General features: G+C 60.3%; 21 protein-coding genes. 20 read left to right on the top strand and 1 reads right to left on the bottom strand.

Annotated elements, in window-relative coordinates; all coding sequences use genetic code 11:
* The 19 genes from asnB (at window position 1) to ACFO3A_RS06390 (ending at window position 22,900) form a co-directional block, all read left to right on the top strand.
* Window positions 1-1,908 carry an asparagine synthase (glutamine-hydrolyzing) gene (gene asnB, locus ACFO3A_RS06480; protein WP_377724976.1) on the top strand — a complete coding sequence of 636 codons (1,908 nt, stop codon included), beginning with the start codon at window positions 1-3 and terminating at the stop codon, window positions 1,906-1,908.
* A gap of 15 nt (window positions 1,909-1,923) precedes the next feature.
* Window positions 1,924-3,048 (top strand): glycosyltransferase, encoded by a 1,125-nt coding sequence (locus tag ACFO3A_RS06475; protein ID WP_377724975.1) that lies wholly within the window; start codon window positions 1,924-1,926, stop codon window positions 3,046-3,048.
* Window positions 3,045-4,136, top strand: coding sequence for a non-hydrolyzing UDP-N-acetylglucosamine 2-epimerase (gene wecB, locus ACFO3A_RS06470; protein WP_377724974.1), 1,092 nt, complete (start codon window positions 3,045-3,047; stop codon window positions 4,134-4,136). Before ACFO3A_RS06475 ends, wecB begins: the two co-directional genes overlap by 4 nt.
* A complete protein-coding gene (locus ACFO3A_RS06465) occupies window positions 4,136-5,245 on the top strand; it encodes a glycosyltransferase family protein (protein WP_377724973.1) in 1,110 nt (369 codons plus the stop codon). The genes wecB and ACFO3A_RS06465 overlap by 1 nt, the downstream gene beginning before the upstream one ends.
* Window positions 5,242-6,369 carry a glycosyltransferase family 4 protein gene (locus ACFO3A_RS06460; protein WP_377724972.1) on the top strand — a complete coding sequence of 376 codons (1,128 nt, stop codon included), beginning with the start codon at window positions 5,242-5,244 and terminating at the stop codon, window positions 6,367-6,369. Before ACFO3A_RS06465 ends, ACFO3A_RS06460 begins: the two co-directional genes overlap by 4 nt.
* Window positions 6,370-6,371: 2 nt before the next feature.
* A complete protein-coding gene (locus ACFO3A_RS06455) occupies window positions 6,372-6,962 on the top strand; it encodes a sugar transferase (RefSeq protein ID WP_377724971.1) in 591 nt (196 codons plus the stop codon).
* A gap of 104 nt (window positions 6,963-7,066) precedes the next feature.
* Window positions 7,067-7,729 (top strand): acetyltransferase, encoded by a 663-nt coding sequence (locus tag ACFO3A_RS06450; RefSeq protein ID WP_377724969.1) that lies wholly within the window; start codon window positions 7,067-7,069, stop codon window positions 7,727-7,729.
* A gap of 29 nt (window positions 7,730-7,758) precedes the next feature.
* Window positions 7,759-8,937, top strand: a complete 1,179-nt coding sequence (locus tag ACFO3A_RS06445) for a DegT/DnrJ/EryC1/StrS family aminotransferase (RefSeq protein WP_377724968.1) — start codon at window positions 7,759-7,761, stop codon at window positions 8,935-8,937.
* Window positions 8,938-8,969: 32 nt separating this feature from the next.
* Complete coding sequence (locus tag ACFO3A_RS06440; protein WP_377724966.1) at window positions 8,970-10,928, top strand: polysaccharide biosynthesis protein; 1,959 nt, start codon at window positions 8,970-8,972, stop codon at window positions 10,926-10,928.
* Between the two features lie 59 nt (window positions 10,929-10,987).
* Window positions 10,988-11,875, top strand: a complete 888-nt coding sequence (gene argB, locus ACFO3A_RS06435; RefSeq protein ID WP_377724964.1) for an acetylglutamate kinase — start codon at window positions 10,988-10,990, stop codon at window positions 11,873-11,875.
* Between the two features lie 14 nt (window positions 11,876-11,889).
* Entirely contained in the window at window positions 11,890-12,531 is a 642-nt protein-coding gene (gene slmA / locus ACFO3A_RS06430; RefSeq protein ID WP_377724963.1) for a nucleoid occlusion factor SlmA, read from the top strand.
* 161 nt (window positions 12,532-12,692) lie between these two features.
* Entirely contained in the window at window positions 12,693-13,289 is a 597-nt protein-coding gene (locus ACFO3A_RS06425) for a TetR/AcrR family transcriptional regulator (protein ID WP_377725008.1), read from the top strand.
* 76 nt (window positions 13,290-13,365) lie between these two features.
* On the top strand, window positions 13,366-15,162 hold the full coding sequence (locus ACFO3A_RS06420; protein WP_377724962.1) for an acyl-CoA dehydrogenase C-terminal domain-containing protein: 1,797 nt from the start codon (window positions 13,366-13,368) through the stop codon (window positions 15,160-15,162).
* An 89-nt stretch (window positions 15,163-15,251) separates the two neighbouring features.
* Window positions 15,252-15,692, top strand: coding sequence for a DUF2147 domain-containing protein (locus ACFO3A_RS06415; protein WP_377724961.1), 441 nt, complete (start codon window positions 15,252-15,254; stop codon window positions 15,690-15,692).
* 16 nt (window positions 15,693-15,708) lie between these two features.
* Complete coding sequence (locus tag ACFO3A_RS06410; protein WP_377724960.1) at window positions 15,709-18,111, top strand: 3-hydroxyacyl-CoA dehydrogenase/enoyl-CoA hydratase family protein; 2,403 nt, start codon at window positions 15,709-15,711, stop codon at window positions 18,109-18,111.
* Window positions 18,112-18,133: 22 nt separating this feature from the next.
* On the top strand, window positions 18,134-19,327 hold the full coding sequence (locus ACFO3A_RS06405; RefSeq protein WP_377724959.1) for an acetyl-CoA C-acyltransferase: 1,194 nt from the start codon (window positions 18,134-18,136) through the stop codon (window positions 19,325-19,327).
* Between the two features lie 208 nt (window positions 19,328-19,535).
* Entirely contained in the window at window positions 19,536-20,363 is an 828-nt protein-coding gene (locus tag ACFO3A_RS06400) for an acyl-CoA thioesterase (RefSeq protein ID WP_377724957.1), read from the top strand.
* Window positions 20,360-21,136, top strand: coding sequence for an enoyl-CoA hydratase (locus tag ACFO3A_RS06395; RefSeq protein WP_377724955.1), 777 nt, complete (start codon window positions 20,360-20,362; stop codon window positions 21,134-21,136). Before ACFO3A_RS06400 ends, ACFO3A_RS06395 begins: the two co-directional genes overlap by 4 nt.
* Before the next feature lie 144 nt (window positions 21,137-21,280).
* On the top strand, window positions 21,281-22,900 hold the full coding sequence (locus ACFO3A_RS06390; protein WP_377724954.1) for a DUF4139 domain-containing protein: 1,620 nt from the start codon (window positions 21,281-21,283) through the stop codon (window positions 22,898-22,900).
* 31 nt (window positions 22,901-22,931) lie between these two features.
* Here the strand turns inward: ACFO3A_RS06390 and ACFO3A_RS06385 are convergent, their stop codons facing one another.
* Window positions 22,932-23,336: an acyl-CoA thioesterase gene (locus ACFO3A_RS06385; RefSeq protein ID WP_377724952.1), complete on the bottom strand. Its 405-nt coding sequence runs from the start codon at window positions 23,334-23,336 to the stop codon at window positions 22,932-22,934.
* Window positions 23,337-23,378: 42 nt separating this feature from the next.
* On the opposite strand from ACFO3A_RS06385, the gene ACFO3A_RS06380 reads away from it, so the two are divergent.
* Window positions 23,379-25,190, top strand: a complete 1,812-nt coding sequence (locus ACFO3A_RS06380; protein WP_377724951.1) for an ABCB family ABC transporter ATP-binding protein/permease — start codon at window positions 23,379-23,381, stop codon at window positions 25,188-25,190.
* Window positions 25,191-25,199 lie beyond the last annotated feature (9 nt).

The raw sequence follows: 25,199 nt of genomic DNA, 5'->3' as shown, positions 1-25,199 counted from the left end.
ATGTGCGGAATCGCCGGAGGTTGGTGGCATCAATATCTCGAAGCAAGTAATGCTCTCCCCAACGCTCTTCACGCTATGCGCCATCGAGGGCCGAACGACAAGGGCCATGAGCTCTACCCTATGGATTCAGCCACCGTGGGATTGGCACAAGCACGGTTATCAATCATCGATCTGAGTGCTGCCGGCCACCAGCCCATGCACTCACCTGACGGGCGCTGGGCCATCGTCTTTAACGGCGAAATTTACAACTACCGCGAGCTACGCGCCGAACTGGAAGCGTACGGATACCCCTTCACCTCAGACTCTGACACCGAGGTGCTGCTGGCCGCCTGGGCACACTGGGGCAGTGCGTGCTTACCACGCCTGACGGGCATGTTTGCCTTTGCCGTTCTGGACAAAACACAGGCCACCCTTACCTGCGTGCGCGATGCCTTTGGCATCAAGCCCTTCTTTTACTCTGCTGGCCATGCAGGGCAAAGCAAGGGCTTTGCCTTTGCGTCAGAACTGCCCGCACTCTTGCAGCTTTTGCCCGCCAAACCCCAGCTCAACTGGCAACGCGCCTACGACTACCTAGTGCATGGCGACTACGACAGCACGCCCGACACTTTCTACGCAAACGTGCATCACCTCTCCCCAGGCCACTGGCTGCAAATGAACATCGCTACGGGTCAGGTCAATGCGCCACAGCGCTGGTGGCAACCCGACATTACCGAGCGCCCGGGCTGGCGCTTTGACGATGCTGTGGAACAGGTGCGCGAGCAGTTTTTGCACAACATCCGCCTGCACCTGCGCAGCGATGTACCTCTGGGCGCGGCGCTGTCGGGCGGTATTGACTCCTCCGCCGTGGTCTGCGCCATGCGCCATGTCGAACCCGATCTGCCGATCCACACCTTCAGCTTTATTGCCGAAGGCAGCGATGTAAATGAAGAACACTGGGTCGATCGCGTTAACCAGCATGTGGGCGCGATACCGCACAAGGTGCACGTTACCCCGCAAGAGCTGGCACGCAACCTGGATGACATGATCCGCGCCCAGGGCGAACCTTTTGGCAGCACCAGCATTTATGCGCAATACCGGGTGTTCCAACTGGCCAAAGAGCAAGGCATCACCGTCACGCTGGATGGTCAAGGGGCCGACGAAATGCTCGCGGGTTACAACGGTTATCCGGGGCAACGGCTGCGTAGTTTGCTCGAGACGGGGCAATGGAGGAAAGCGTGGCAATTCTTAAATCAATGGGCCCAGTGGCCGGGCCGCAGTCTTGCCTACGGTGCGAAAGCAGGAATTGCAGCCTTCACGTCTGGCAAGCTGTACCAAGTACTCCGAAAAATCAATGGCAACAAAAATATCCCTGACTGGATGCGGGAACAGCCGCTGCGCGAAGCGGGTGTCAATTTACAAGTGCCACTGCAACGTCCCGTCAGCCAGAGCCGTGGGCGCAGAGTGACAGCAGAACTGGCGTTGTCGTTATCCCGCAGAGGGCTGCCAAGTTTGCTGCGCCATGGCGATCGCAATTCCATGCGTTTTTCAGTGGAAAGCCGTGTGCCTTTTTTAACACTGGACATGGTGGAATTACTACTCTCCATGCCAGAGGAGTTTTTGATTTCATCCCAGGGTGAGACAAAAAGTATTTTCCGTGCTGCCATGCGCGGCATCGTGCCTGATGATGTATTGGACAGACGCGACAAAATTGGATTCGCCACTCCCGAGCAAGACTGGCTATTGGGTATGGCACCAACCATTCGGGAATGGCTACAGGAAGATTTTCAACTCCCATTTTTTGATCAATCTAAAGTACTACAAGAGTTTGATCTTATTATCTCAGATAAAAAACCATTTTCATGGCAAGTATGGCGCTGGGTGAATTTTTGTCGATGGTACAGTTTATTTATGCTACCCCCTAAAAATTAAGATAAATTACTTATTATGAAGCGCATTCTTATTATTTCTTTCTCAAACATCTCACGAGACCCGCGTGTTATGCGCCAAATTTGGGTGCTAACAAAAGAATATAAAATTACCGTAGCCGGTTTTGGAAGCAAACCGGATGCAAATGTAGACTTCTTCGAACTCCACCCTCCAAAACTTGGCCTTTGGAAAAAAATACTTTGGGCAGGACAACTGATAACTAGACAGTTTGAATGGCATTATTGGAGCAAACCACATATTCAGGAAAGTTTACAATTATTTTCTAATCAGCAATTTGACGTTGTTTTGGCCAATGATGTCTCTGCGCTGCCTGTGGCTCTAAAAATTGCAAAAGGCTATCCCGTACTAGTCGATGCTCACGAATACACCCCCAAAGAATTCGAAGATAGTTGGCGTTGGCGTTTATTTTTTGAACGATATAGTCATTATTTATGTCAGCGTTACTTACCCCTGGCAACCAGCATGACAACGGTATGCCAAGGTATTGCAGACGAATACCATCAAGAGTATGGGGTACAACCCAGTGTTATACATAACGCACCTTTATATCAGAACCTAAGTCCAAGCACACTCAGAAAAAATCATATTCGTCTAATTCATCATGGTGCGGCAATTCGCTCACGCCATATCGAAGTCATCATTGAGATGATGCATTATTTGGATGAGCGTTTTACGCTCGATTTTATGCTAGTAGCAACAGATCCTATTTATCTCAGCAAACTTCAAGATAAGTCAAAAGGCGATCCAAGAATTCGATTTATTGATCCTGTTCCTATGCCTGATATTTGTACGCGAATCAATGAATTTGATATTGGAGTCTATATACTCCCTCCAATAAATTTTAACCACGAACATGCGTTACCCAATAAATTTTTTGAATTTATCCAGGCCAGATTAGCCATCGCGATTGGCCCGTCACCAGAGATGGCTGCTTTGGTGAAAAAATACGATTGTGGTCTGATTGCACCTTCTTTTGACCCGGCTGCATTGGCAAAGATGCTAAGTGGACTAAATATTGAAAAAATTAATAATTATAAAAATGCATCCAACCATGCAGCGCAATGCTTAAACTTCGATGCAGAAGCAAATATATTAAATAGAGAAATATCTAAATTGCTATGAAAATAATAACCATATTGGGCGCTCGTCCCCAATTCATTAAAGCCAGCGTAGTCTCACACGCTATAACGCAAACCACTAGCTTGCAAGAAATCGTGGTGCATACTGGTCAGCACTTTGACGATAACATGTCCGACGTGTTTTTTACCGAATTGGGAATGACCAAGCCAGATTACTTCTTGGGCATCCACGGCGGCAACCACGGTGCCATGACCGGGCGGATGCTCGAAGCCGTAGAGCAAGTGCTGCTATATGAAAAACCTGATGTCGTACTGGTCTATGGTGACACCAATTCCACTCTAGCAGGTGCTCTGGCCGCCGCCAAGCTGCACATCCCTGTGGCACACGTTGAGGCGGGGTTGCGCAGCTTCAACATGGCTATGCCCGAGGAGATCAACCGCATCTTGACCGACCGCATCTCACGCTGGTTATTCACCCCCACGCAGTCTGCCGCAGACCACCTCAAACGCGAAGGCTTTGCACCAGCATCCATCATCCCCGTTGGCGACGTAATGTACGACGTGGCTCTGCACCACGGTGCCCGCGTGCAATCAAACGTCCGGCTATTGGAGCAGCTAGGCTTAGACGCTGGTAACTATGTGCTGACCACCATCCACCGTGCCGAGAACACCGACGATTCCGAGCGCCTGGATGCAATAGTCTTGGCGCTGATCGCCACCGCCAAGACGCTGCCTGTAGTCTGGCCCTTGCATCCACGTACCCGCGCTGTATTGAAGCAATCTGGACGGCTGGACGCGCTGTCGCGGGTCGTGCATCTGATCGAACCTGTAGGCTATTTGGACATGGTACAGCTGGAAAAATTTGCCGCGCTGATTGCCACCGATTCGGGCGGTGTACAGAAAGAGGCATTTTTCCACCAAGTACCCTGCGTCACACTGCGTGACGAGACGGAATGGACGGAGCTGATTGAGGCTGGCTGGAATCGACTCGCACCACCGGTGGATGCAGCCAGCCTGCAATCTGCCATTACCGCAGCATTGGGGAGCAGAGGCAATGATGTCAAGCCTTATGGAACAGGGGATGCGGCTGGGCAAATTGTGACGTGGCTACGGAAAGGAATGGGGGTCTAATGGAAAGAAATAAGAGCAAACTGCGCGTACTGCATAGTGCAGCACTGTTGCGCCCCCCCTCTGGCATTTGCACGCAAATGGATTGGGAACAAGAGGCAGCTCATGCCTTGGGACTTGAATGGCAAGTCAAAATGTTCTGCCCTATGCACTCCAAGGGGGCATTCAAAGTCATGCACTTTGATTCAAGCATTAATGCTGAAAATTTAAATACTAGGCTAAAGAAGCTACTAGCTTGGGGGCAATTGCGTAAAAATTATCATAACTGGTTATTAAATCAGCAAGACAAGGTAGATATTTTTTTATTGCGATATTACGTGCATGACCCTTTTCAACTTGCATTCGTAAAACGCTGCAAAAAACCAGTTTACTTTGTACATCACACCTTAGAAGTACCTGAATTGGCATTGCCTGAAGGCATCGCAGGCTGGATACGCTCAAGCCTAGAAACTTTCATAGGGAATCCTACTATTGCCAAAGCTTCTGGAATTATTGGGATGACGCAAGAAATCGTAGATTATGAATTGACGCGTGCAGGAGTGCCTGGCAAACCATCATATGTTTATCCCAACGGCATTATTTTCAATGAACAGAAACTGATAGATAGGCGCAGCGAAGATATTCCAGAATTCTTGTTTGTCGCCAATTTCGCTCCTTGGCATGGTTTAGATAGACTACTGACCACTATCGCAAAAAGCAAAGAAAAGTTCTTATTACACCTAGTAGGGGAAATTCCTAAAGAGTCCCTCCTACTAGTCCAAGACTCTCGCATTCGGATATATGGGGCGTTAACCCATGAAGAAATTGTAATACTCAGCCAGCAATGCTGGATTGGCTTGGCCTCATTCGCACTTGATAGAAAAAAAATGAAACAGGCCTGTCCATTAAAAACCCGTGAATACCTCATGCTTGGTTTACCAGTTTATGGAGATTATCAAGATGTTTTCCAAAAAAATACACCATACTTTCGAACTGGAAGTGAGAATATAGAAGGAATATTGAAATTTGCAAAAGAAACAAGAGTAATTGAAAAAGAAAATATCTCCAAATTAGCCCAGCTATCTATCGATAAGAAATATCTGCTTGCAGAATTATTTAATTCCATTCAATGAGACAATCGATTGCTCTTATCACATCTCACGCCCCGTCACTGGTAAATTTCCGTTCCCTATTAATCCGTTCCTTGCATGTCCAAGGTATCCGGGTATTCGCCTTGGCCCCCAATTTTGACGAACTCACACGTACTGCCATACAGAAACTAGGGGCAACACCGGTAGATTGCCCTATGGAACGCACTGGAATGAATCCATTGCGTGACGCCATCAACACTTGGCGCATGGCACGCTTACTACGACGTTTACAACCTGATGTGACATTGGGTTATTTCATCAAGCCAGTCATTTTTGGCACGTTGGCCGCTTGGTTGGCAGGAGTACCCCATCGTTTTGCCATGGTGGAAGGTTTGGGTTTTGTCTTTACGCCTACAGGGAACGTACTGCCATTGAAACGCCGTTTACTCAAGTGGCTGGTGCTATGGCTATACAAGCTGGGCATATCACGCGCCAAACGGGTCATTTTCTTAAACCCGGATGACCTGTCCGAACTGGAGGCTGCTGGCGCACTGCCCCCAGGCAAAGGTTTTTTACTAGGTGGCATTGGCGTTGATCTGACGCACTGGGTACCCACACCGCCGGTTCTACACCCCCCAACCTTCATCTTGGTAGCAAGGCTGCTGCGTGAAAAAGGGGTGGAACAATACGCCGCTGCGGCACGTATCGTCAAACAAGAATATCCACAGGCACGCTTTATTTTGCTGGGGGGACTCGACGACAATCCCGGCGCCATCACTGAAGCAGATGTCCAAGCATGGGTCACCGAGGGCATTGTGGAATGGCATGGTCACACCCCGGTACAGCCATGGATGACTCAGTCCAGCGTATTTGTATTGCCCTCATTCCGTGAAGGCGTTCCCGTGAGTACCCAGGAAGCCATGGCCATGGGCCGAGCGGTAATTACCACCGACGTGCCAGGCTGCCGCCAGACGGTGGTTCAGGGCATAAACGGCTTTCTGGTACCGCCCCGCGATGTCCAGGCACTAGCAGAAAAAATGCGGTTATTCATCGAACAGCCTGATTCGATTGCCAAAATGGGACAAGCCAGCCGCCGTCTGGCGGAAGAGCGGTTTGACGTGCATGAGGTAAATAACCGCCTGATTCGCCTGCTGCTGGACAAGTAAAAATGAAACGCATCTTCGACTTCACCGCCGCCCTGCTCGGTCTTATTGCACTTGCACTACCGCTGCTGATTCTTTGCCTGCTTATCCGCCGCAAGCTGGGCAGTCCGGTGTTGTTCCGCCAGATACGGCCAGGGCTGCACGGCCAGCCGTTTGAAATGGTCAAGTTCCGCACGATGACGAATGCACGCGGGCCGAATGGCGCCTTGCTGCCGGATGCCGAGCGCCTGACGCCATTTGGCCGTTTTCTGCGTTCCACCAGCCTGGACGAACTGCCGGAGCTGTGGAACGTACTCAAGGGCGATATGAGTCTGGTCGGGCCGCGTCCGCTGCTGATGGAGTATCTGCCGCTGTATTCTCCCGAGCAGGCACGCCGCCATGCGGTGCGCCCGGGCGTGACGGGCTGGGCGCAGGTCAATGGCCGCAATGCGATCAGTTGGGACGAGAAGTTCGCGCTGGACACCTGGTACGTCGATCACCAATCGCTGACACTGGACATGAAAATTCTGTGGCTGACAGTGAAGAAGGTATTGGTGCGCGAGGGCATCAGTGCTGCCGGCGAAGCGACCATGGACAAGTTCACTGGTAGTAAATAAAGATAGCTTCTTCCGCTTTTCACACAAAGATTTCAAGAACGAATATCTATTGAACCCTTTGTACAAAAACGGAAACAGCTATTCTTTTTCAATCAAGAGGTTTTATGGCGGCATTGCAAGATTTATTCGCCGTGTATGGCATGAGTGGCTTTGGCCGCGAAGTGATACCTTTGGCCCGCCAGCAGCTGGCCCAAATCGGGGAAGGGGCCGATCGGCTGGTATTTGTAGACGATGCGCCGGGGCCTGCCACGATCAATGGCCATCGTCTGCTCACTTACGCACAGTTCTTGGCCGAACCAGCCCGCCAGCGCCATGCGGTGCTGGCCATTGCCAATAGCGCCGTGCGCGAAAAACTGGCGCTGCGCTGCACGCAAGACGGTGTGTTGCCCTGGGCCGTTTCGGCCTCCAACGCAGTGCGCATGGACGAGGTAGAACTGGGCGAGGGAGCCATCCTGTGCCCCTTCGTCACCCTGACCAGCAATGTCCGCATTGGGCGGTGTTTCCACGCCAATATTTACAGTTATGTGGCCCACGACTGCGTGGTGGGCGATTTCGTCACTTTTGCCCCAGGCGTCAAATGCAACGGCAATGTGGTGATCGAAGACCATGCCTATATTGGCACCGGGGCCATCCTCAAGCAGGGCCTGCCCGGCAAGCCGCTGGTGATCGGGCGCGGCGCAGTGGTCGGCATGGGGGCAGTGGTGACCAAAAGCGTGCCGCCGGGGGTGACGGTGGTGGGCAATCCGGCCCGTCCATTACAGCGTTAGTCGCCTGTTTTTCTTGAATTTTTAAAAATATGCTGAACACCCCCTTTTCCCCCTGGCCCAGCTTTACCGCACAAGAGGCCGATGCGGTGCGCAATGTGCTGCTGTCCAACAAAGTCAATTACTGGACAGGCACAGAGTGCCGCGAATTTGAAAAGGAATTTGCAGCCTGGGCCGGTACGCGCTACGCGGTGGCCCTGGCCAACGGCACGCTGGCGCTGGATGTGGCGCTGAAAGCGCTGGGCATTGGCCCCGGCGATGAAGTGGTGGTCACGCCGCGCACCTTTATTGCCAGCATTTCCTGCGTGGTCAATGCCGGGGCCACGCCGGTGTTTGCCGATGTGGAAGCGGACAGCGGCAACCTCAGCGCCGCCACCATTGCCCAGGTACTCACGCCCAGGACCCGCGCCGTCATTTGCGTGCATCTGGCCGGCTGGCCCTGCGATATGGATGCCATCATGGCACTGGCTGAAACCCATGGCCTGAAAGTGATCGAGGACTGCGCCCAGGCGCACGGCGCCCAATACAAGGGCCGCAGCGTAGGCAGCATCGGCCACGTGGGCGCGTGGAGCTTTTGCCAGGACAAGATCATGACCACGGGCGGCGAGGGCGGCATGGTGACGACGAATGACGAAGCGCTGTGGCGAACCATGTGGAGCTTCAAAGACCACGGAAAAAACTATGCCGCCGTCTACGAACGCGAACACGCCCCGGGTTTTCGCTGGCTGCATGAAAGCTTTGGCACCAACTGGCGCATGTTGGAAATGCAGGCGGCAGTGGGGCGCATCCAACTGCAACGCATGGCCGATTGGACGGCCGCACGCACACGCCATGCAGAGCAGATCTGGGCGACCTGCGGCGCCTGCCCGGCGCTGCACGTTCCCGCGGTGCCCGCCGGGATGCGGCACGCACACTACAAGTGCTACGCCTATGTGCGCCCGGAAAAACTGGCGCAAGGCTGGAGCCGCGACCGCATCGTGGCAGAAATCAATGCCCTGGGCGTGCCGTGCTACCAGGGCAGTTGCTCCGAGGTCTACCTGGAAAAAGCCTTTGACGGCACCGGCTGGCGGCCTGCGGCCCCTTTGCCCGCCGCACACGCACTGGGCGCAACAAGCATGATGTTTCTCGTTCACCCTACGCTGACCCAGGCCGAAGTGGACAAAACCTGTACGGTAATTGCACAGGTCATGCAACAGGCTACTGCCGCGTAATGCCGCTGCGGCGCTTTGATCCAGAGTCGCTCATGCCCTTGAACACCATCCTCACCCCGCTGCTGTCCTGGTCCCGCCGCGCCAAGCAGGCTTTGGCGCTGCTGGCGGATGTGCTGGCAGCACTGGTAGCCGTATGGCTGGCGTTTTACCTGCGTATCGAGCAGGTGGGCACCCCGGTCCAGCAGCAGCTCAATACGTATGCAGCAGCCCTGCTGTTTGTGCCCATATTCATTCGGCTGGGGTTGTACCGGGCGGTTTTTCGATACGCCGGTATGCGGGCGCTGGCAGCCACGGCGATGGCCGTCGGCATCTACGGCAGTGTATTTTTTGCTGTATTGCTCATCGCCCGCTGGCAAGGGGTACCACGCAGCCTGGGCCTGATCCAGCCGCTGGTGTTTTTGCTGCTGGCCGGTGGCTGGCGCGTGCTGGCCCGCTATGGATTGCTTCAGGTAGCCGGGGCGGGACAGGAAAAGGCCAAGGGGCAATTATTGATCTATGGCGCGGGCGAGGCGGGCGTACAAACCGCTTTCGCCATGAGCGTGATACGCGAATTTGTCGTGCGCGGCTTTGTGGATGACGATGCGCAAAAAATCGGCCGCTCCATCAACGGCCTGCCCATCATCGCAGCACGCCATTTGGAAAAGTTCGTGCAGCGGCACGGCATCACCGATATTTTGCTGGCCATTCCGTCCCTGTCGCGCCAGCAGCGCCACGCCATCATTGGCCGGTTGCAGCCTTTGCCGGTGCATGTGCGCACCTTGCCGGGGATGGTCGATCTGGCTTCCGGCAAAGTGTCGGTGGCCGACTTTCAGGAACTGGACATTGAAGACCTGCTTGGCCGTGCGCCGGTGCAGCCCGACGCGACCTTACTCGCCAGGAACCTGCGCGGCAAGGTGGTGCTGGTCACGGGCGCAGGCGGCAGCATTGGCAGCGAGCTGTGCCGCCAGATCGTGCAGGAGCAGCCACTCCAGCTGGTCCTGGTGGAACACAACGAGTTCGGCCTGTACGCCATTCACCAGGAGTTAAGCGTCCTGTGCGCCCGGCAAGAATTGGCCGTGGAACTGTTGCCCAAGCTGGCAAGTATTCGCAACCTGCGCCGTTTACGTGCGGTGTTTGCGCAATACCAGCCGCACTCGGTCTTCCACGCCGCAGCGTACAAGCACGTCCCTTTGGTGCAGAGCAACCCTTCAGAAGGCGTGCTGAACAACCTGTTCGGCACCCTGAACACCGCACGGGCAGCAATGGAAGTCGGGGTGGAGAACTTTGTTCTCATCTCCACCGACAAGGCGGTACGGCCCACCAACGTCATGGGCGCCACCAAACGGATGGCAGAGCTGGTGCTGCAATCCCTGGCCGATGCGCAAGCCGTGGATTTCAGCGCGATCGATGAAGCCGAGGGGCTGCCGCCCATCCCCAATCGCACACGGTTCTGCATGGTGCGCTTTGGCAATGTGCTGGGCAGCAGTGGCAGCGTGGTGCCGCTGTTTAGAAAACAACTGCGCCAGGGCGGGCCGCTGACGGTCACCCACCCGGACGTCACCCGCTACTTCATGACGATTCCGGAAGCTGCCCAACTGGTGCTGCAGGCCGGCGCCATGGGGCAAGACGGCGAGGTGTTCGTGCTGGATATGGGCCAGCCGGTGAAGATCATTGATCTGGCACGGCGAATGGTGGAACTGTCCGGCTTGCGCGTGCGTGATGCAGCACATCCCGGCGGCGACATTGCCATTGACGTGGTCGGGCTGCGCCCAGGAGAAAAGCTCTATGAAGAGCTGCTGATCGGCGACAACCCCGAAAGCACCCAGCACCCGCGCATCATGAAGGCCCACGAAGGTTTTTTGCCCTGGACTCTATTGCTGCCCGACTTGCTGGCAATCCGCACCGCCGCCAAGCTAGGCGATGTAGCGCAAATCGACCAGGTGCTGACCAAGTTAGTGAGCGGATACCAGCGCACGGTATACGATGAGAACCCCGCCGCCGCGCACGCTTGAATGGCGTATTCTTGGGCCACAATCGCACCTGCTGTTTTGCCGTTAGTCACCCGAACACCATGACGCTCCCCTCCATTCCCCCCCATGCCAAAGCCGACATCCTGGCCCAGGCCCTGCCCTACATCCGCAAGTTCCATGGCAAAACCATGGTCATCAAGTACGGCGGCAACGCCATGACCGATCCGGCGCTGCAACGCGCTTTTGCCGAGGATGTGGTGCTGCTCAAGCTGGTGGGCATCAACCCTGTGGTCGTCCACGGCGGCGGGCCGCAGATCGAGACGGCGCTCAAGCGCCTGGGCAAGCAAGGCCACTTCATCCAGGGCATGCGCGTGACCGATGCCGAAACGATGGAAGTGGTGGAATGGGTGCTGGCCGGCGAGGTGCAGCAGGACATCGTCGGCCTCATCAACCAGGCGGGCGGCAAGGCCGTGGGCCTGACCGGGCGCGACGGCGCCATGATCCGCGCCAAGAAGCTCAAGATGCTCGACCACCAGAACCCGCAGGTCGAACACGACGTGGGGCAGGTGGGCGACATCGTGGCCATCGACCCCAGCGTGGTCAAGGCCTTGCAGGACGATGCCTTCATCCCGGTGGTCAGCCCCATCGGCTTCGGCGAAGAAAACGAAAGTTACAACATCAACGCCGACGTGGTGGCCAGCCGTCTGGCCACCACCTTGCAGGCGGAAAAACTGCTGCTGCTGACCAACATCCCCGGTGTGCTCAACAAGGCCGGGCAGTTGCTGCCGACCTTGACGGCCAGGCAGATTGACGAGCTGGTGGCCGATGGCACGATTTCCGGCGGGATGCTGCCCAAGATCGCCGGAGCCATCGACGCGGCCAAGGCAGGCGTTCATGCCGTACACATCGTCGATGGCCGAGTGCCGCACGCCATGTTGTTGGAAATTTTGACGGATCAGGCCTATGGCACGATGATCTGCAATCAGTAACAAAATATTCCAATATGACGACCGCGCCTTCCCAAGATACCACTTCCGCCCCACGCAAGCGCCTCAAGCCCGGTGAACGCAGAGCGCAGATTCTGCAAACCCTGGCCGCCATGCTGCAAGAGCCGGGTAACGAGCGCATCACCACGGCGGCCCTGTCCAAGCGGCTGCAGGTGAGCGAGGCCGCGCTGTACCGCCACTTTGCCAGCAAGGCGCAGATGCTGGAAGGTCTGCTGGATTTCATCGAGCAGACCTTGCTGGCACTGGTGCAGCAGATTGCCGGGGAAGACGCCGTACTCGGCACCTTGAGCGCAGAGGAAGGCCGCGCCCGCGCCAGCAAGATTGCCGCAGTGCTGCTGCAATTTGCCGAGAAGAACCCGGGCATGGTGCGCATGATGGTGGGCGATGCCCTGCAAGGCGAAAACGAGCGCCTGCAAGCCCGCATGAACCAGTTGTTCGACAAGGTGGAATCGGCACTGCGCCAGTGCCTGCGCCCGGCTGCAGGGGCGCTCGGCTCCCACTCCCCGACCCAGGATGCGCAGGTGGCCGCCAATGTGCTGATGGCGTTTGTGCAGGGGCGCTGGCTGCGCTTTGTGCGCACCGGTTTCAAGCGTTTGCCGACAGAGCATCTGGACGCCAGCCTGGCCATGCTGGTGTAGTTCGGCAGGAAACACTGCAATTTCGGGTTTTCCCTAGTTTTTCTCCTCGTACTGTGGCTTAAGATAAATAGAACGAACGTTCGTTTTATTTATTTTTTATGCCACGTACCCCTTCCCTTCCCTCCCTGAAACGCACGGCCACGGCTGGCGCAACACGCCCCATGGCCAAGGGGCAGCAGACCAAGGCGCATATCGTCGATGTCGCGCTGAACATTGCCACCCACCATGGACTGGAAAGCCTGTCCATCGGCGGGCTGGCCGAAGCCACCAGCATGAGCAAATCGGGCGTGTTCGCCCACTTCGGCTCTCGCGAAGAGCTGCAGATTTCCGTGGTGCGCGAGTACCACCACCGCTTCGAGCAAGACGTGTTCTACCCCGCCCTGCAGGCCGAAAAGGGCCTGCCCCGTCTGCGGGCCATGTTCGGCAACTGGATGCAGCGCACCACCATCGAGCTGGATTCGGGCTGCATCTACATCAGCGGTGCCGTGGAATTCAGCGAGCGCGAAGGCGCGGTGCGCGATGCCCTGGTCGCCTCCTTCAACACCTGGCACGCCGCGCTGCGCCGCGCCATCGAGCAGGCGCAGGCGGCGGGCCATCTGAACGCCGATGCCGACCCCTGCCAGTTGCTGTTTGAAATCCACGGCCTGATTCTGGTGCTGCACTACGACGTGCGCTTTCTGGGGCGCAAGGATTCCGTGCCCCGCGCCCTGGCCGGGTTTGAAAACATCCTGCGCCGCAACGGCGCCAGGGTGGACTGACCCGACCGCCCTCCCTTTTTCCTTCCCCTTCCCGGTTTTATCCCCTCACCCCACCCTTTTTCGCCAAGGAGTCCTTATGCCTACTTACAACCCGCCCCTGCGCGACATGCAATTCGTGCTGCACGAAGTGTTCAACGTCGAAGCCGAATTCAAGGCCATGCCCGCCCATGCCGACACCGACGCCGACACCATCAACGCCGTGCTGGAAGAAGCGGGCAAGTTCGCCGCCGAAGTGGCTTTCCCGCTGAACATCAGCGGCGACGCCGAGGGCTGCACGCACAACAAGCAGGACAACAGCGTGACCACGCCCAAGGGCTTCAAGGAAGCCTACGCCACCTACGTGGAAGGCGGCTGGCCTGCCCTGTCGTGCGACCCCGAGTTCGGCGGCCAGGGCCTGCCCCACACCGTGAACCAGTGCCTGTACGAAATGCTCAACAGCGCCAACCAGGCCTGGACGATGTACCCCGGCCTGTCGCACGGCGCCTACGAAGCCCTGCTGGCCCACGGCACCGACGAGCAAAAGAAAACCTATTTGCCCAAGCTGGTCAGCGGCGAGTGGACCGGCACCATGTGCCTGACCGAACCCCACTGCGGCACCGACCTGGGCCTGCTGCGCACCAAGGCCGAGCCGCAGGGCGACGGCACCTACAAGATCACCGGCAACAAGATCTTCATCAGCGCCGGTGAACACGACGTGGCCGAAAACATCATCCACCTGGTGCTGGCCCGCCTGCCCGATGCGCCCAAGGGCAGCAAGGGCATCAGCCTGTTCGTGGTGCCCAAGTTCAACATCAAGGCCGACGGTTCGCTGGGCGAACGCAACCCCATCTTCTGCACCGGTATCGAGCACAAGATGGGCATCCACGGCAACTCCACTGCGCAAATCGCCATCGACGGCGCCGTCGGCACCCTGGTGGGCCAGCCGCACAAGGGCCTGGCCGCCATGTTCGTCATGATGAACGCCGCCCGCCTGGGCGTGGGCAACCAGTCGCTGGGCCTGACCGAAGTGGCTTTCCAGAACGCCCTGGCCTACGCCAAGGACCGCATCCAGATGCGCAGCCTGTCCGGCACCAAGGCCAAGGACAAGGATGCCGACCCGATCATCGTCCACCCCGACGTGCGCAAGATGCTGCTGACCGCCAAGGCCTACGCCGAAGGCGCCCGCGCCCTGCAGGTCTATTGCACCCTGCTGCTGGACAAGGCGCACAGCCACCCCGATGAAAAAGTGCGTGCCGACAGCGAAGAGCTGGTCGCCCTGCTGACCCCCATCGTCAAGGCCTTCGTGACCGACAACGGCCACATCGCCACCAATGCGTGCATGCAGGTGTTCGGCGGCCACGGCTTTATCAAAGAGTGGGGCATGGAGCAGTTCGTGCGCGACAACCGCATCAACATGATCTACGAAGGCACGAACACCGTGCAGTCGCTGGACTTGCTGGGCCGCAAGGTGCTGGGCAACCAGGGCGCCACGCTGAAGAAATTCGGCAAGCTGGTGGGCCAACTGGTGCAGGAAGAAGGCGTGAACGAGAAGATGGCCGAGTTCATCAACCCCATCGCCATCCTGGGCGAGCAGATGACCAAGTTCACCACCGAAATCGGCTTCAAGGGGATGCAGAACCCCGACGAAGTGGGCGCTGCCGCCGTCGATTACCTGCGCGTGGCCGGCCACCTGGTGTTCGGCTACCTGTTCGCCCGCATGGCGCAAGTGTCGCTGCGTGCCATTGCCAACGGCAGCACCGACCCGTTCTACACCGCCAAGCTGCAAACCGCCCGTTTCTACTTCGCCAAGCTGTTCCCCGAAACCGTGCTGCTGATGCGCACGGCCCGCGCCGGCAGCAAGGTGCTGATGGATACGGACGCCGCCCTGGCCTGATCGTTAGAACCTGTTCACGAACAGGTTCTTAGAAAATAATAGCGCGTAGCGCTTGCTACGCCTTATTTTTGAATAGAAAGATATTTGAAATGAAGAAACTGCAAGCGCTGGCAGCTATTGCTTTATCCGCCCTGGCCCTGCCCTCCCTGGCCCAGATGACGCCCGTCGGTACGTGGAAGAGCATGGACGACAAGACCGGCCAGCCCAAGTCGCAAATCGTCATTGCCGACCAGGGCGGCGTGCTGGAAGGCCGCATCGACCAGCTCCTGCGCCCCGGCGCCGATCCCAAGGCCCTGTGCGTGGAATGCAAGGACGCACTGAAGAACCAGCCGATGGTGGGCCTGCCCATCATCCAGGGCGCGAAGAAAGCCGCCGACAAGGATGTGTGGGAGGACGGCAAGATTCTCGACCCCGAAAACGGCAAGTTCTACACCCTGCGCCTGACCCCCATCGAAGGCGGTCAGAAGCTGGAAGTGCGCGGCTCCATCGGCCCCTTTGGCCGTACCCAGACCTGGGTGCGCGTGCAATAACAAGGAAACCTAAGTTATGACCCGATTCAACGTGAAAAAAGTCGCCGTTCTCGGCGCGGGCGTGATGGGGGCGCAGATCGCCGCCCATCTGGTGAACGTGAAAGTGCCCGTCATCCTGTTCGACCTGCCCGCCAAGGAAGGCCCGAAAAACGGCATCGTCACCAAGGCCATCGCCAACCTGAAAAAGCTCAAGCCCTCGCCCATCGGCGTGGCCGAAGATGCCGATCTGATCCAGGCGGCCAACTACGAAGAACACCTCAAGCTCCTGAAAGAGTGCGATCTGGTGATCGAAGCCATTGCCGAGCGCATGGACTGGAAGCTGGACCTGTACACCAAGATCGCCCCCTTCGTGGCCAAGCACGCCATCGTGGCATCCAACACCTCGGGCCTGTCGATCACCAAGCTCTCCGAAGTGCTGCCCGAGGCGATCAAGCCCCGTTTCTGCGGTATCCACTTTTTCAACCCCCCGCGCTACATGCCGCTGGTGGAACTGATCGCCACGCCCACCACCCAGCCCGTGGTGCTGGACCAGCTCGAAGCCTTCGTCACCAGCGGCCTGGGCAAAGGCGTGGTGCGGGCCAAGGACACGCCCAACTTCATCGCCAACCGCATCGGCATTGCCGGGATGCTCTCCACCATGAAAGAGGTGGAAAACTTCGGCCTTTCGTATGACGTGGTGGACGACCTGACCGGCAAAAAGCTGGGCCGCGCCTCGTCGGGCACCTTCCGCACCGCCGACGTGGTGGGCCTGGACACCATGGCCCACGTCATCAAGACGCTGCAGGACAACCTGAGCCTGGAGACCGACCCCTTCTACGGCAGCTTTGAAACCCCCGCCGTGCTGGCCAAGCTGATTGAGCTGGGCCACCTGGGCCAAAAGACCAAAAAAGGCTTCTACAAAAAAGTGGGCCGCGACATCCTGCGCTTTGAGCTGGAGAGCGAAGACTACGTACCCGGCGGCCAAAAAGCCGACGACGTGTACGCCCGCATGTTGAAAAAACCGGCGGCCGAGCGCCTGCAACTGCTGCGCAACGCCGAAGGCGCACCCGGCCAGTTCCTGTGGGCCATTCTGCGCAACAGCTTCCACTACGCCGCCATCCACCTGGGCACGATTGCCGAATCCGCCCGCGACGTGGACCAGGCCATGCGCTGGGGCTTCGGCATGAAGCAAGGCCCGTTTGAGCTGTGGCAGGAAGCCGGTTGGCTGCAAGTGGCCAAGATGGTGCAAGAAGACATCGACGCCGGCAAAGCCCTGTGCAACACGCCGCTGCCCAAGTGGGTGTTTGAAGGCCCCGTGGCCGAAGCCGGTGGCGTGCACACCGCACAAGGTTCGTGGAATGCTGCCGAACAGAAGTTCGTCGCCCGCCGCGTGCTGCCCGTGTACGAGCGCCAGCTGTTCCCTGAAAAACTGCTGGGCGAAGACAGCCTGCCCGACTGGAAAACCGCCGGTACCACGCTGTTTGAAAACAAGGCCCTGCGTGCCTGGACGCTGGACGGCCAGGTGCTGATCGCCAGCATCAAGAACAAGATGCACGCCATCAGCCCCGAAGTGATGGAAAGCCTGATGGAAGCCGTCGAGCTGGCCGAAAACGAATACCAGGGCATGGTCATCTGGTCGGGCGATGCGCCGTTCTCCGTCGGTGCTGACCTGGAAGCCACCATGCCGGCCTTCGTCGTCGGCGGCGCGGATGCCATCGACAGCATCGAAGGCGAACTGCAAGCCCTGATGATGCGCCTGCGCTACGCCCAGGTGCCGGTCGTCTCGGCCATCCACGGCATGGCCCTGGGCGGCGGCTGCGAGCTGGCTGTGTACAGCGCCCGCCGTGTCGCGCACATGGAAAGCTACATCGGCCTGGTGGAAGTGGGCGTGGGCCTGATTCCCGGTGCCGGCGGCCTGACCTACATCGCCCGCCGCGCTGCCGAGAAGATGCAGCAAAGCACCAGCAAGGACATCCTGCCCTTCCTGACCGAAGGCTTTACCGCCGCCGCCATGGCCAAGGTGGGCACCAGCGCCATCGAATCACGCAAGCTGGGCTACCTGCTGGACAGCGACGTGATCGTGCCGCACAAGGACGAAGTGCTGTTCACCGCCATCAACGAGGCCAAGGCCCTGGCCGCCAGCGGCTGGCGTGCCCCCGTCAAGCGCCTGTTCCCCGTGGCCGGGCGCAACGGTATTGCCACCATCCAGGCCCAGCTGGTGAACATGCGCGACGGCGGCTTCATCAGCGCCTACGACTTCAAGATCGCCCGCATGATTGCCGAAGTGGTCTGCGGCGGCGAAGTGGACGGCGGCACCCTGGTGACCGAGGAATACCTGCTGGCGCTGGAGCGCAAGGCCTTCTGCCACCTGATCGCCCAGCCCAAGACGCACGAGCGCATCCTGGGGATGCTCAACACCGGCAAGCCTGTGCGCAACTAATGCGGCAAGGAGAAATATCACTATGAAACAAGTTCAAGAAGCCTACATCGTTGCCGCTACGCGCACCCCTATCGGGCGCTCGGGCCGTGGCTATTTCAAAAACACCCGTCCGGACGATCTGCTGCTGGCCGCCGTGCGCGGCGCGATGGCACAGGTGCCCACGCTCGACCCCAAGGCGATCGAGGACAGCATCATCGGCTGCTCCTTCCCCGAAGGCGAACAGGGGATGAACATGGCGCGTATCGTCATGGGCCTGGCCTTCCCCCACCCCGTGGGCGGCGTGACGGTGAACCGTTTCTGCGCCTCGGGCATCACCGCCATCCAGATGGCCGCCGACCGCATCCGCGTGGGCGAGGCCGACGTGCTGATCGCCGGTGGCGCCGAATCCATGAGCATGGTGCCCATGGGCGGCAACAAGCCATCGTTCAACCCCGCCGTGTTCGCCCGCGATGAAGACGTGGGCATTGCCTACGGCATGGGCCTGACCGCTGAAAAAGTCGCCCAGCAGTGGAAAGTCAGCCGCGAAGCGCAAGACGCCTTTGCGCTGGAATCGCACCTGCGGGCCATCAAAGCCCAACAGGCAGGCGAGTTTGCCGACGAGATCACGCCGTTTGAAATCATCGACCGCAGCCCGAATCTGGCGACCGGCGAAGTGATCGAAACACGCCGCACCGTGAACCTGGACGAAGGCCCGCGCCCCGACACCTCGCTGGAAGGGCTGGCAAAACTGCGCCCGGTGTTTGCCGCACGCGGCAGCGTCACCGCCGGCAACAGCTCGCAGACCAGCGACGGCGCAGGCGCGTTGATCCTGGCCAGCGAAAAGGCCGTGAAGCAATTCGGCCTCACGCCCCTGGCCCGCTTCGTCAGCTACGCCGCCCGTGGCGTGCCGCCGGAAATCATGGGCATCGGCCCCATCGAGGCCATTCCCGCCGCACTGCGCTACGCCGGTCTGCAATCGGACGACATCGGCTGGTACGAGCTGAACGAAGCCTTTGCCGCCCAGTCGCTGGCCGTCGTCAACACCCTGGGCCTGAACCCGGCCAACGTGAACCCGATGGGCGGCGCCATCGCCCTGGGCCACCCGCTGGGCGCCACCGGCGCCATCCGCGCTGCCACCACCATCCACGCCCTGCGCCGCCACAAGCGCAAGTACGGCATGGTGACGATGTGCATCGGCACCGGCCAGGGCGCAGCCGGGATTTTCGAGGCGCTGTAAACCGCCTTGCCAAATAAGTAGTTCATTGCGTTTACCCGCCTGCGGCCTGGCCCTGGCGGGTTTTTTTACGAAGACGATTTACTTCTTTAAAAGGAGCTTTTACCGCTTGCATTCATTGGATTTCAGGTATTTTTATATCTGAAATCCTTTAAATTCATGCGATGGAAGCTACTACTCTTAAAGACATTTTTCACCCCAAGGAATCGCGATGACCCAGCAACACCCCCTGGACGCCATGCTGCACCTTCAGCCCCAGGCCGATGGCAGCTTTGTCGCCCACACCCATGCGGGCTACGCCAACATGGTCGGCCCTTACGGCGGTGCCACCGCCGCCCTGCTGCTGCACAGCGTGCTGCAACACCCGGACTGCCTGGGCCAGCCGCTGTCGCTCACGGTGAACTTTGCCGGGCCGGTGAAGGATGGCGCCATGCACCTCGTGCCCCGCGCCGTGCGCACCAACCGCACCACCCAGCACTGGCTGGTGGAACTGCGCCAGACGGATGCCGAAACCGGCGCGGAAGTCGTCTCCAGCACCGCCACGGTGGTGACGGCCATACGCCGCGCAACCGTCAGCGCCGACGTGATCGCCGCCCCCGCCGTGCCTCCGGCACTGGACTGCCCCGCATTCGACGCCCGCCGCGCCATGCCCTGGCTGCAACGCTACGACTGGCGCATGGTCAGCGGCAACCTGCCCGCCACCTGGGACGACGGCCAGCACCCCACGCAAAGCCGCCTGTGGGTGCGCGACGTGCCGCCGCGCCCGCTGGACTTCGCCAGCCTGACGGCGCTGTGCGATGTTTTCATCCCGCGTGTCTGGCTGCACCGCGCACGGCCCGTGCCTGTGGGCACCGTGTCGCTGACCGTTTACTTTCACGCCGACAGCGCCCAGCTGGCCGCCCAGGGCGACGCCCATGTGCTGGGCCAGGCCGACGCGCAGGCGCTGCGCAACGGCTTTTTTGACCAGACCGCGCAAATCTGGGACGCTGGCGGCCTACTGCTGGCCACCAGCCACCAAATCGTTTACTACAAGGAATGACCCCCATGCACCAAGACCTCCTCATCCACACCGAAGCCGGTGTCACCACCATCACCTTCAACCGCGTGGAGAAGAAAAACTCCTTCACCGAAGCCATGTACGCCCAGCTCACCGATGCGCTGGCCCAGGCCGATGCCGACCCGGCCACGCGCGTGCTGGTGTTCCAGGGCGACGTGGCCGTGTTCAGCGCCGGCAACGACATTGGCGACTTCCTGCACAACCCGCCCACCAATGAAGATGCGCCCGTGTTCCGCTTCCTGCGTGCCCTGGTCGGTTTCAGCAAGCCCATGCTGGCCTCGGTCTGCGGCCCGGCGGTCGGCATCGGCACCACGCTGCTGCTGCATTGCGACCTGGTCTACGCGGGCGACAACGCCGCCTTCTCCCTGCCCTTCGTGAACCTGGGCCTGTGCCCCGAGGCGGCCTCCAGCCTGCTGCTGCCGCAAATGCTGGGCTACCACCGCGCCGCTGAAGCCCTGCTGCTGGGCGAGCCTTTCATGGCCGAAGCCGCGCTGGAAGTCGGCCTGGTCAATCGCGTGCTGCCGCCCACCGAATGCAACGCCTACGCTCAGGCGCAGGCACGCAAGCTGGCCGCCAAGCCCCTGGCATCCCTGGTCGCCACCAAGCGCCTGATGAAGCAGGGCCAGCAGCCCGCCCTGCTGGAACGCATCAGCCAGGAAGGCCAGACCTTCGGCCAGCTCCTGCGCGGCCCGGCGGCCAAAGAAGCGTTTTCCGCGTTTATGGAAAAACGCCGTCCTAACTTCAGCGAATGCTGAAGTTCTGCCCCGGCAGCGACAAATAGATACGACAGCGGCGCAGCAGCAGCCGTTAGCATCCCCACCATGCTGCCGCTGTCCGCCCTCCGGCTGACTTCATGCCGACGTCCGGCAGCCAACCTCGCACATAAAGGGCTGCTCGCCATGCCATCGTCCCCTTTTCTTCATTCCGCTCTGGCGCTGGCCGCTCTGGCGGTCATCGCGCCCGCTACCGGGGCGCAAAGCACCGCCAGCGCCACCTCCACCATCGCCGCCGTCACGCTGTACCCCGGCAGCGCCACGGTGGAGCGGGTGCTGCAAGTGCCCGCAGGCAGCACCCAGGCCGTGTTTGCCTGCCTGCCCGCGCAACTGGATGCCCGCAGCCTGCAAGTGCGCAGCGCCAGCAACGTGCGCATTGGCGAAGTGAACGTGCAGACGGTGGAACGCCGCATCGCCACCGGCTGCGCCGACGCGCTGGACAGCCGCATCCGCAGCGCCGAGGACGATCTGGCCCGTGCCCAGGCCGAAGTGCAGGCGCTGGAGCTGGCACAGACCTGGCTGAACACCCAGGCCGGTGCCCCCGCTGCCAAGGACGGCACGGCCAACGCCCAGATCGGCGCGAAGGCCGATGCGCTGCGCCGCTCGGCCCTGAACACCCTCACGCAACTGCACCAGGCCCAGCGCACGCTGGAAGAACGCCAACGCGCCCTGGAGCGCGTGCAGGCCGAGCAAGGCAGCGTGCAGGCCGCCGAAGTGGCCGTGGTGCGCGTCACCCTGGCCACGCCAAGCGATGCCGACGTGCGCCTGACCTACCAGGTGCGCGGCCCGAGCTGGTCGCCCAGCTACCGCGCCCGCCTGGACAGCAGCAGCGCCAAGGTGACGCTGGAGCGCCTGGCCCTGGTGGCCCAGACCACGGGCGAGGACTGGCGCGGCGTGGCGCTGACCCTGTCCACCGGCCAGCCCCTGACGACCACCCAGGGGCCGCTGCCGCGCCCCTGGACGCTGGACGTGCCGCCCCCCGAACCCCCACGGCCCCAGGCCGAAGCCGCCATGGCTGCCATGAGCGCCGATGCCATGCCGGCCCCGGCAGCCCCCATGCTCAAAACCATGCGCAGCGCCGCCGCACCGCTGCCCAGCTTCGAGCCGGTGACGACGCAGGGCGCCTACGCCACGCAGTTCGCCCTGCCGCAACGGGTGACGGTGCCTTCGGGCGGAGAGCGCGTCACCCTGGCCCTGGGAGCGCAAAGCCTGCCCGTCACCCTGCTGGCCCGCACCGCCCCGGCGCTGGAGCCGCACGCCTGGCTGGTCGCGCAACTGCCCACATTGACGGGCGACTGGCCCGCAGGCCCGATTGCGCTGGAACGCGACAATGCCACCGTCGGCCAGGGCCGGTTCGACCCGCAGGCCAGCGATTTCGAACGCCTGGGCCTGTCCTTTGGCCGCGATGACCGCATCGCCGTGCGCAGCGAACCGGTGCAGGAACTGACCAGCGCCACCGGCTTCATGAGCGGACGCAGCGAGCGCAGCATTGAACGCCGCTTTACCGTGGAAAACCGCCACCCCCGGGCCATCACCGTGCAGGTGCTGGATGCCGCGCCGGTGACGCAAAACGCCGCCATCCGCGTGCAGTCCGCCTACACCCCGCAGCCCGCCGACACGGCCTGGGGCGGACAGCCCGGCCTGGTGCTATGGCAACAGGAGCTGGCGGCGCAAGCCAGCAGCGCGTTCACGGCCAAACACACCATCAGTCACGACAAGGACGTAACGGTGCGCGAGCGGCATTGACCCGCGCTGCTGCACGCAAAATCGAACCCAATCAGGCCGCCACCGGGCGCGGGCGGCCTTCTTCGTCGATGGCGACATAGGTCAGCACCGCGTGCGCCACCTGCACATAGGCATTTTGCGTGGCCAGCCGCTGGGCCAGCACCTGCACTTCCACCGTGACCGAAGTGGTGCCCACGCGGCCGATCTTCGCGTAGAACGACAGCAGATCGCCCACGCGCACGGGCTGGGTAAACAAGAACTCCTTCACCGCCACCGTGGCCATGCGCCCCTGGCTCAGGCGCATGGGCAGGATGCAGCCCGCCAGATCGACCTGCGACATCAGCCAGCCGCCAAAAATATCGCCATTGGCGTTGCAGTCGGCCGGCATGGGAATCACTTTGAGTACCAGCTCCTGATCGGCAGGCGGCGCTTGCAAGGTGAATTTGTCAGTATTCATGGGAGACAATTCCTTCAATGTTGAAGCTGCAAATTCTCCCCCATGCGCCCCACTGCTGAACCGAGCCAGGACTCTGCCCGCCCCGGCGACTGGGGCACCCTTGCCCGGCTGCTGCCCTATCTGTGGCAATACAAGTGGCGCGTGCTGATCGCCATTGCCTGCATGGTCGCCGCCAAAAGCGCCAACGTCGGCGTGCCCCTGGTTTTGAAGCGGCTGGTGGACGCCATGGACGTGCCCGCCGCCAGCGCCCAGGCCCTGCTGGTCGTGCCCGTGGGGCTGCTGCTGGCCTACGGGGCGCTGCGCTTTGCCAACTCGCTGTTCAACGAGCTGCGCGAATTTGTCTTTGCCAAGGCCACGCACGGCGCGGCGCGGTCGATTGCGCTGTCCACCTTCCGGCATCTGCACGCCCTGAGCCTGCGCTTTCACCTGGAGCGCCAGACCGGCGGCATGACCCGCGACATCGAGCGCGGCGTGCGCGGCATCGAATCGCTGGTGTCGTTCGCCTTCTTCAACATCGTCGCCACGCTGATCGAGGTGCTGCTGGTGCTGTCCGTGCTGGGGCACAAGCTGGACATCGGCTTTGCCCTCATCACCCTGGCAGCTCTGGTGGCCTACGTGGCCTTCACCGTCATGGTGACGGAATGGCGCATCCAGTTTCGCCGCCAGGCCAACCAGTTCGACTCTGCCGCGCACACCAAGGCGGTCGATTCCCTGCTGAACTACGAAACCGTCAAATACTTCAACAACGAAGCCTTCGAGGCGCAGCGCTACGACACCAGCCTGGAGCAGCTGCGCCGCGCCCAGCTCAAGAGCCGCAGCAGCCTGTCGCTGCTCAACGGCGGGCAGCAGCTCATCATCGCCGTGGCCCTGGTCGCCATGTTGTGGCGGGCCACGCAGGGGGTGGTGGACGGGCAGCTCACCCTGGGCGATCTGGTCATGGTCAATGCCTTCATGCTGCAAATCTACATGCCGCTCAATTTCCTGGGCGTGATCTACCGCGAGATCAAGCAGAACCTGACCGACCTGGACAAGATGTTCACCCTCATGGACAAGCAGCAGGAAGTGCAGGACGCCCCCGGCGCCACCGCCCTGACCGGGCTGGACGCGCCCGCCGTGCGCTTCGAGAACGTCCACTTCGCCTACGAGGCCGAACGCCCCATCCTGCACGGCATCAGCCTGGAGATACCGGCGGGCAAGACCGTCGCCGTCGTCGGCCCCTCCGGCGCGGGCAAATCGACCCTGAGCCGCCTGCTCTACCGCTTCTACGACATCCAGCAGGGCCGCATCACCATCGCCGGGCAGGACATCCGCGCCGTCACCCAGCAATCGCTGCGCCGCGCCATCGGCATCGTCCCGCAGGACACGGTGCTGTTCAACGACAGCATCGCCTTCAACATCGCCTACGGCAAGCCGAACGCCAGCCAGGAAGACATCGAAGCCGCCGCCCGCGCCGCCCGCATCCACGACTTCATCGCCGCCCAGCCCAAGGGCTACGCCACCACCGTGGGCGAACGCGGGCTGAAACTTTCCGGCGGAGAAAAACAGCGCGTGGCCATTGCCCGCACGCTGCTGAAAAACCCGCCGATTCTGATCTTCGACGAAGCCACCAGCGCCCTGGATTCGGCCAACGAACGCGCCATCCAGGCCGAGCTGCACCAGGCCGCCGCAGGCAAGACCACCCTGGTCATCGCCCACCGCCTGTCGACCGTGGTCGATGCCCACGAAATCATCGTGCTGGACGGTGGCCGCATCGTCGAGCGCGGCAGCCACGCCCAGTTGCTGGCCCAGGGCGGGCGCTACGCCAGCATGTGGGCGCTGCAACAGCAAAGCGGCGCGGCCACCGCATCACCATGAAACCGTGAA

The sequence above is a fragment of the Comamonas nitrativorans genome, from assembly GCF_042654765.1.
Classification (GTDB): Bacteria; Pseudomonadota; Gammaproteobacteria; order Burkholderiales; family Burkholderiaceae_C; genus Comamonas; species Comamonas nitrativorans.
Note: the sequence above shows the minus strand (reverse complement) of the source record. Positions and strands in the feature narration are given on the sequence as shown.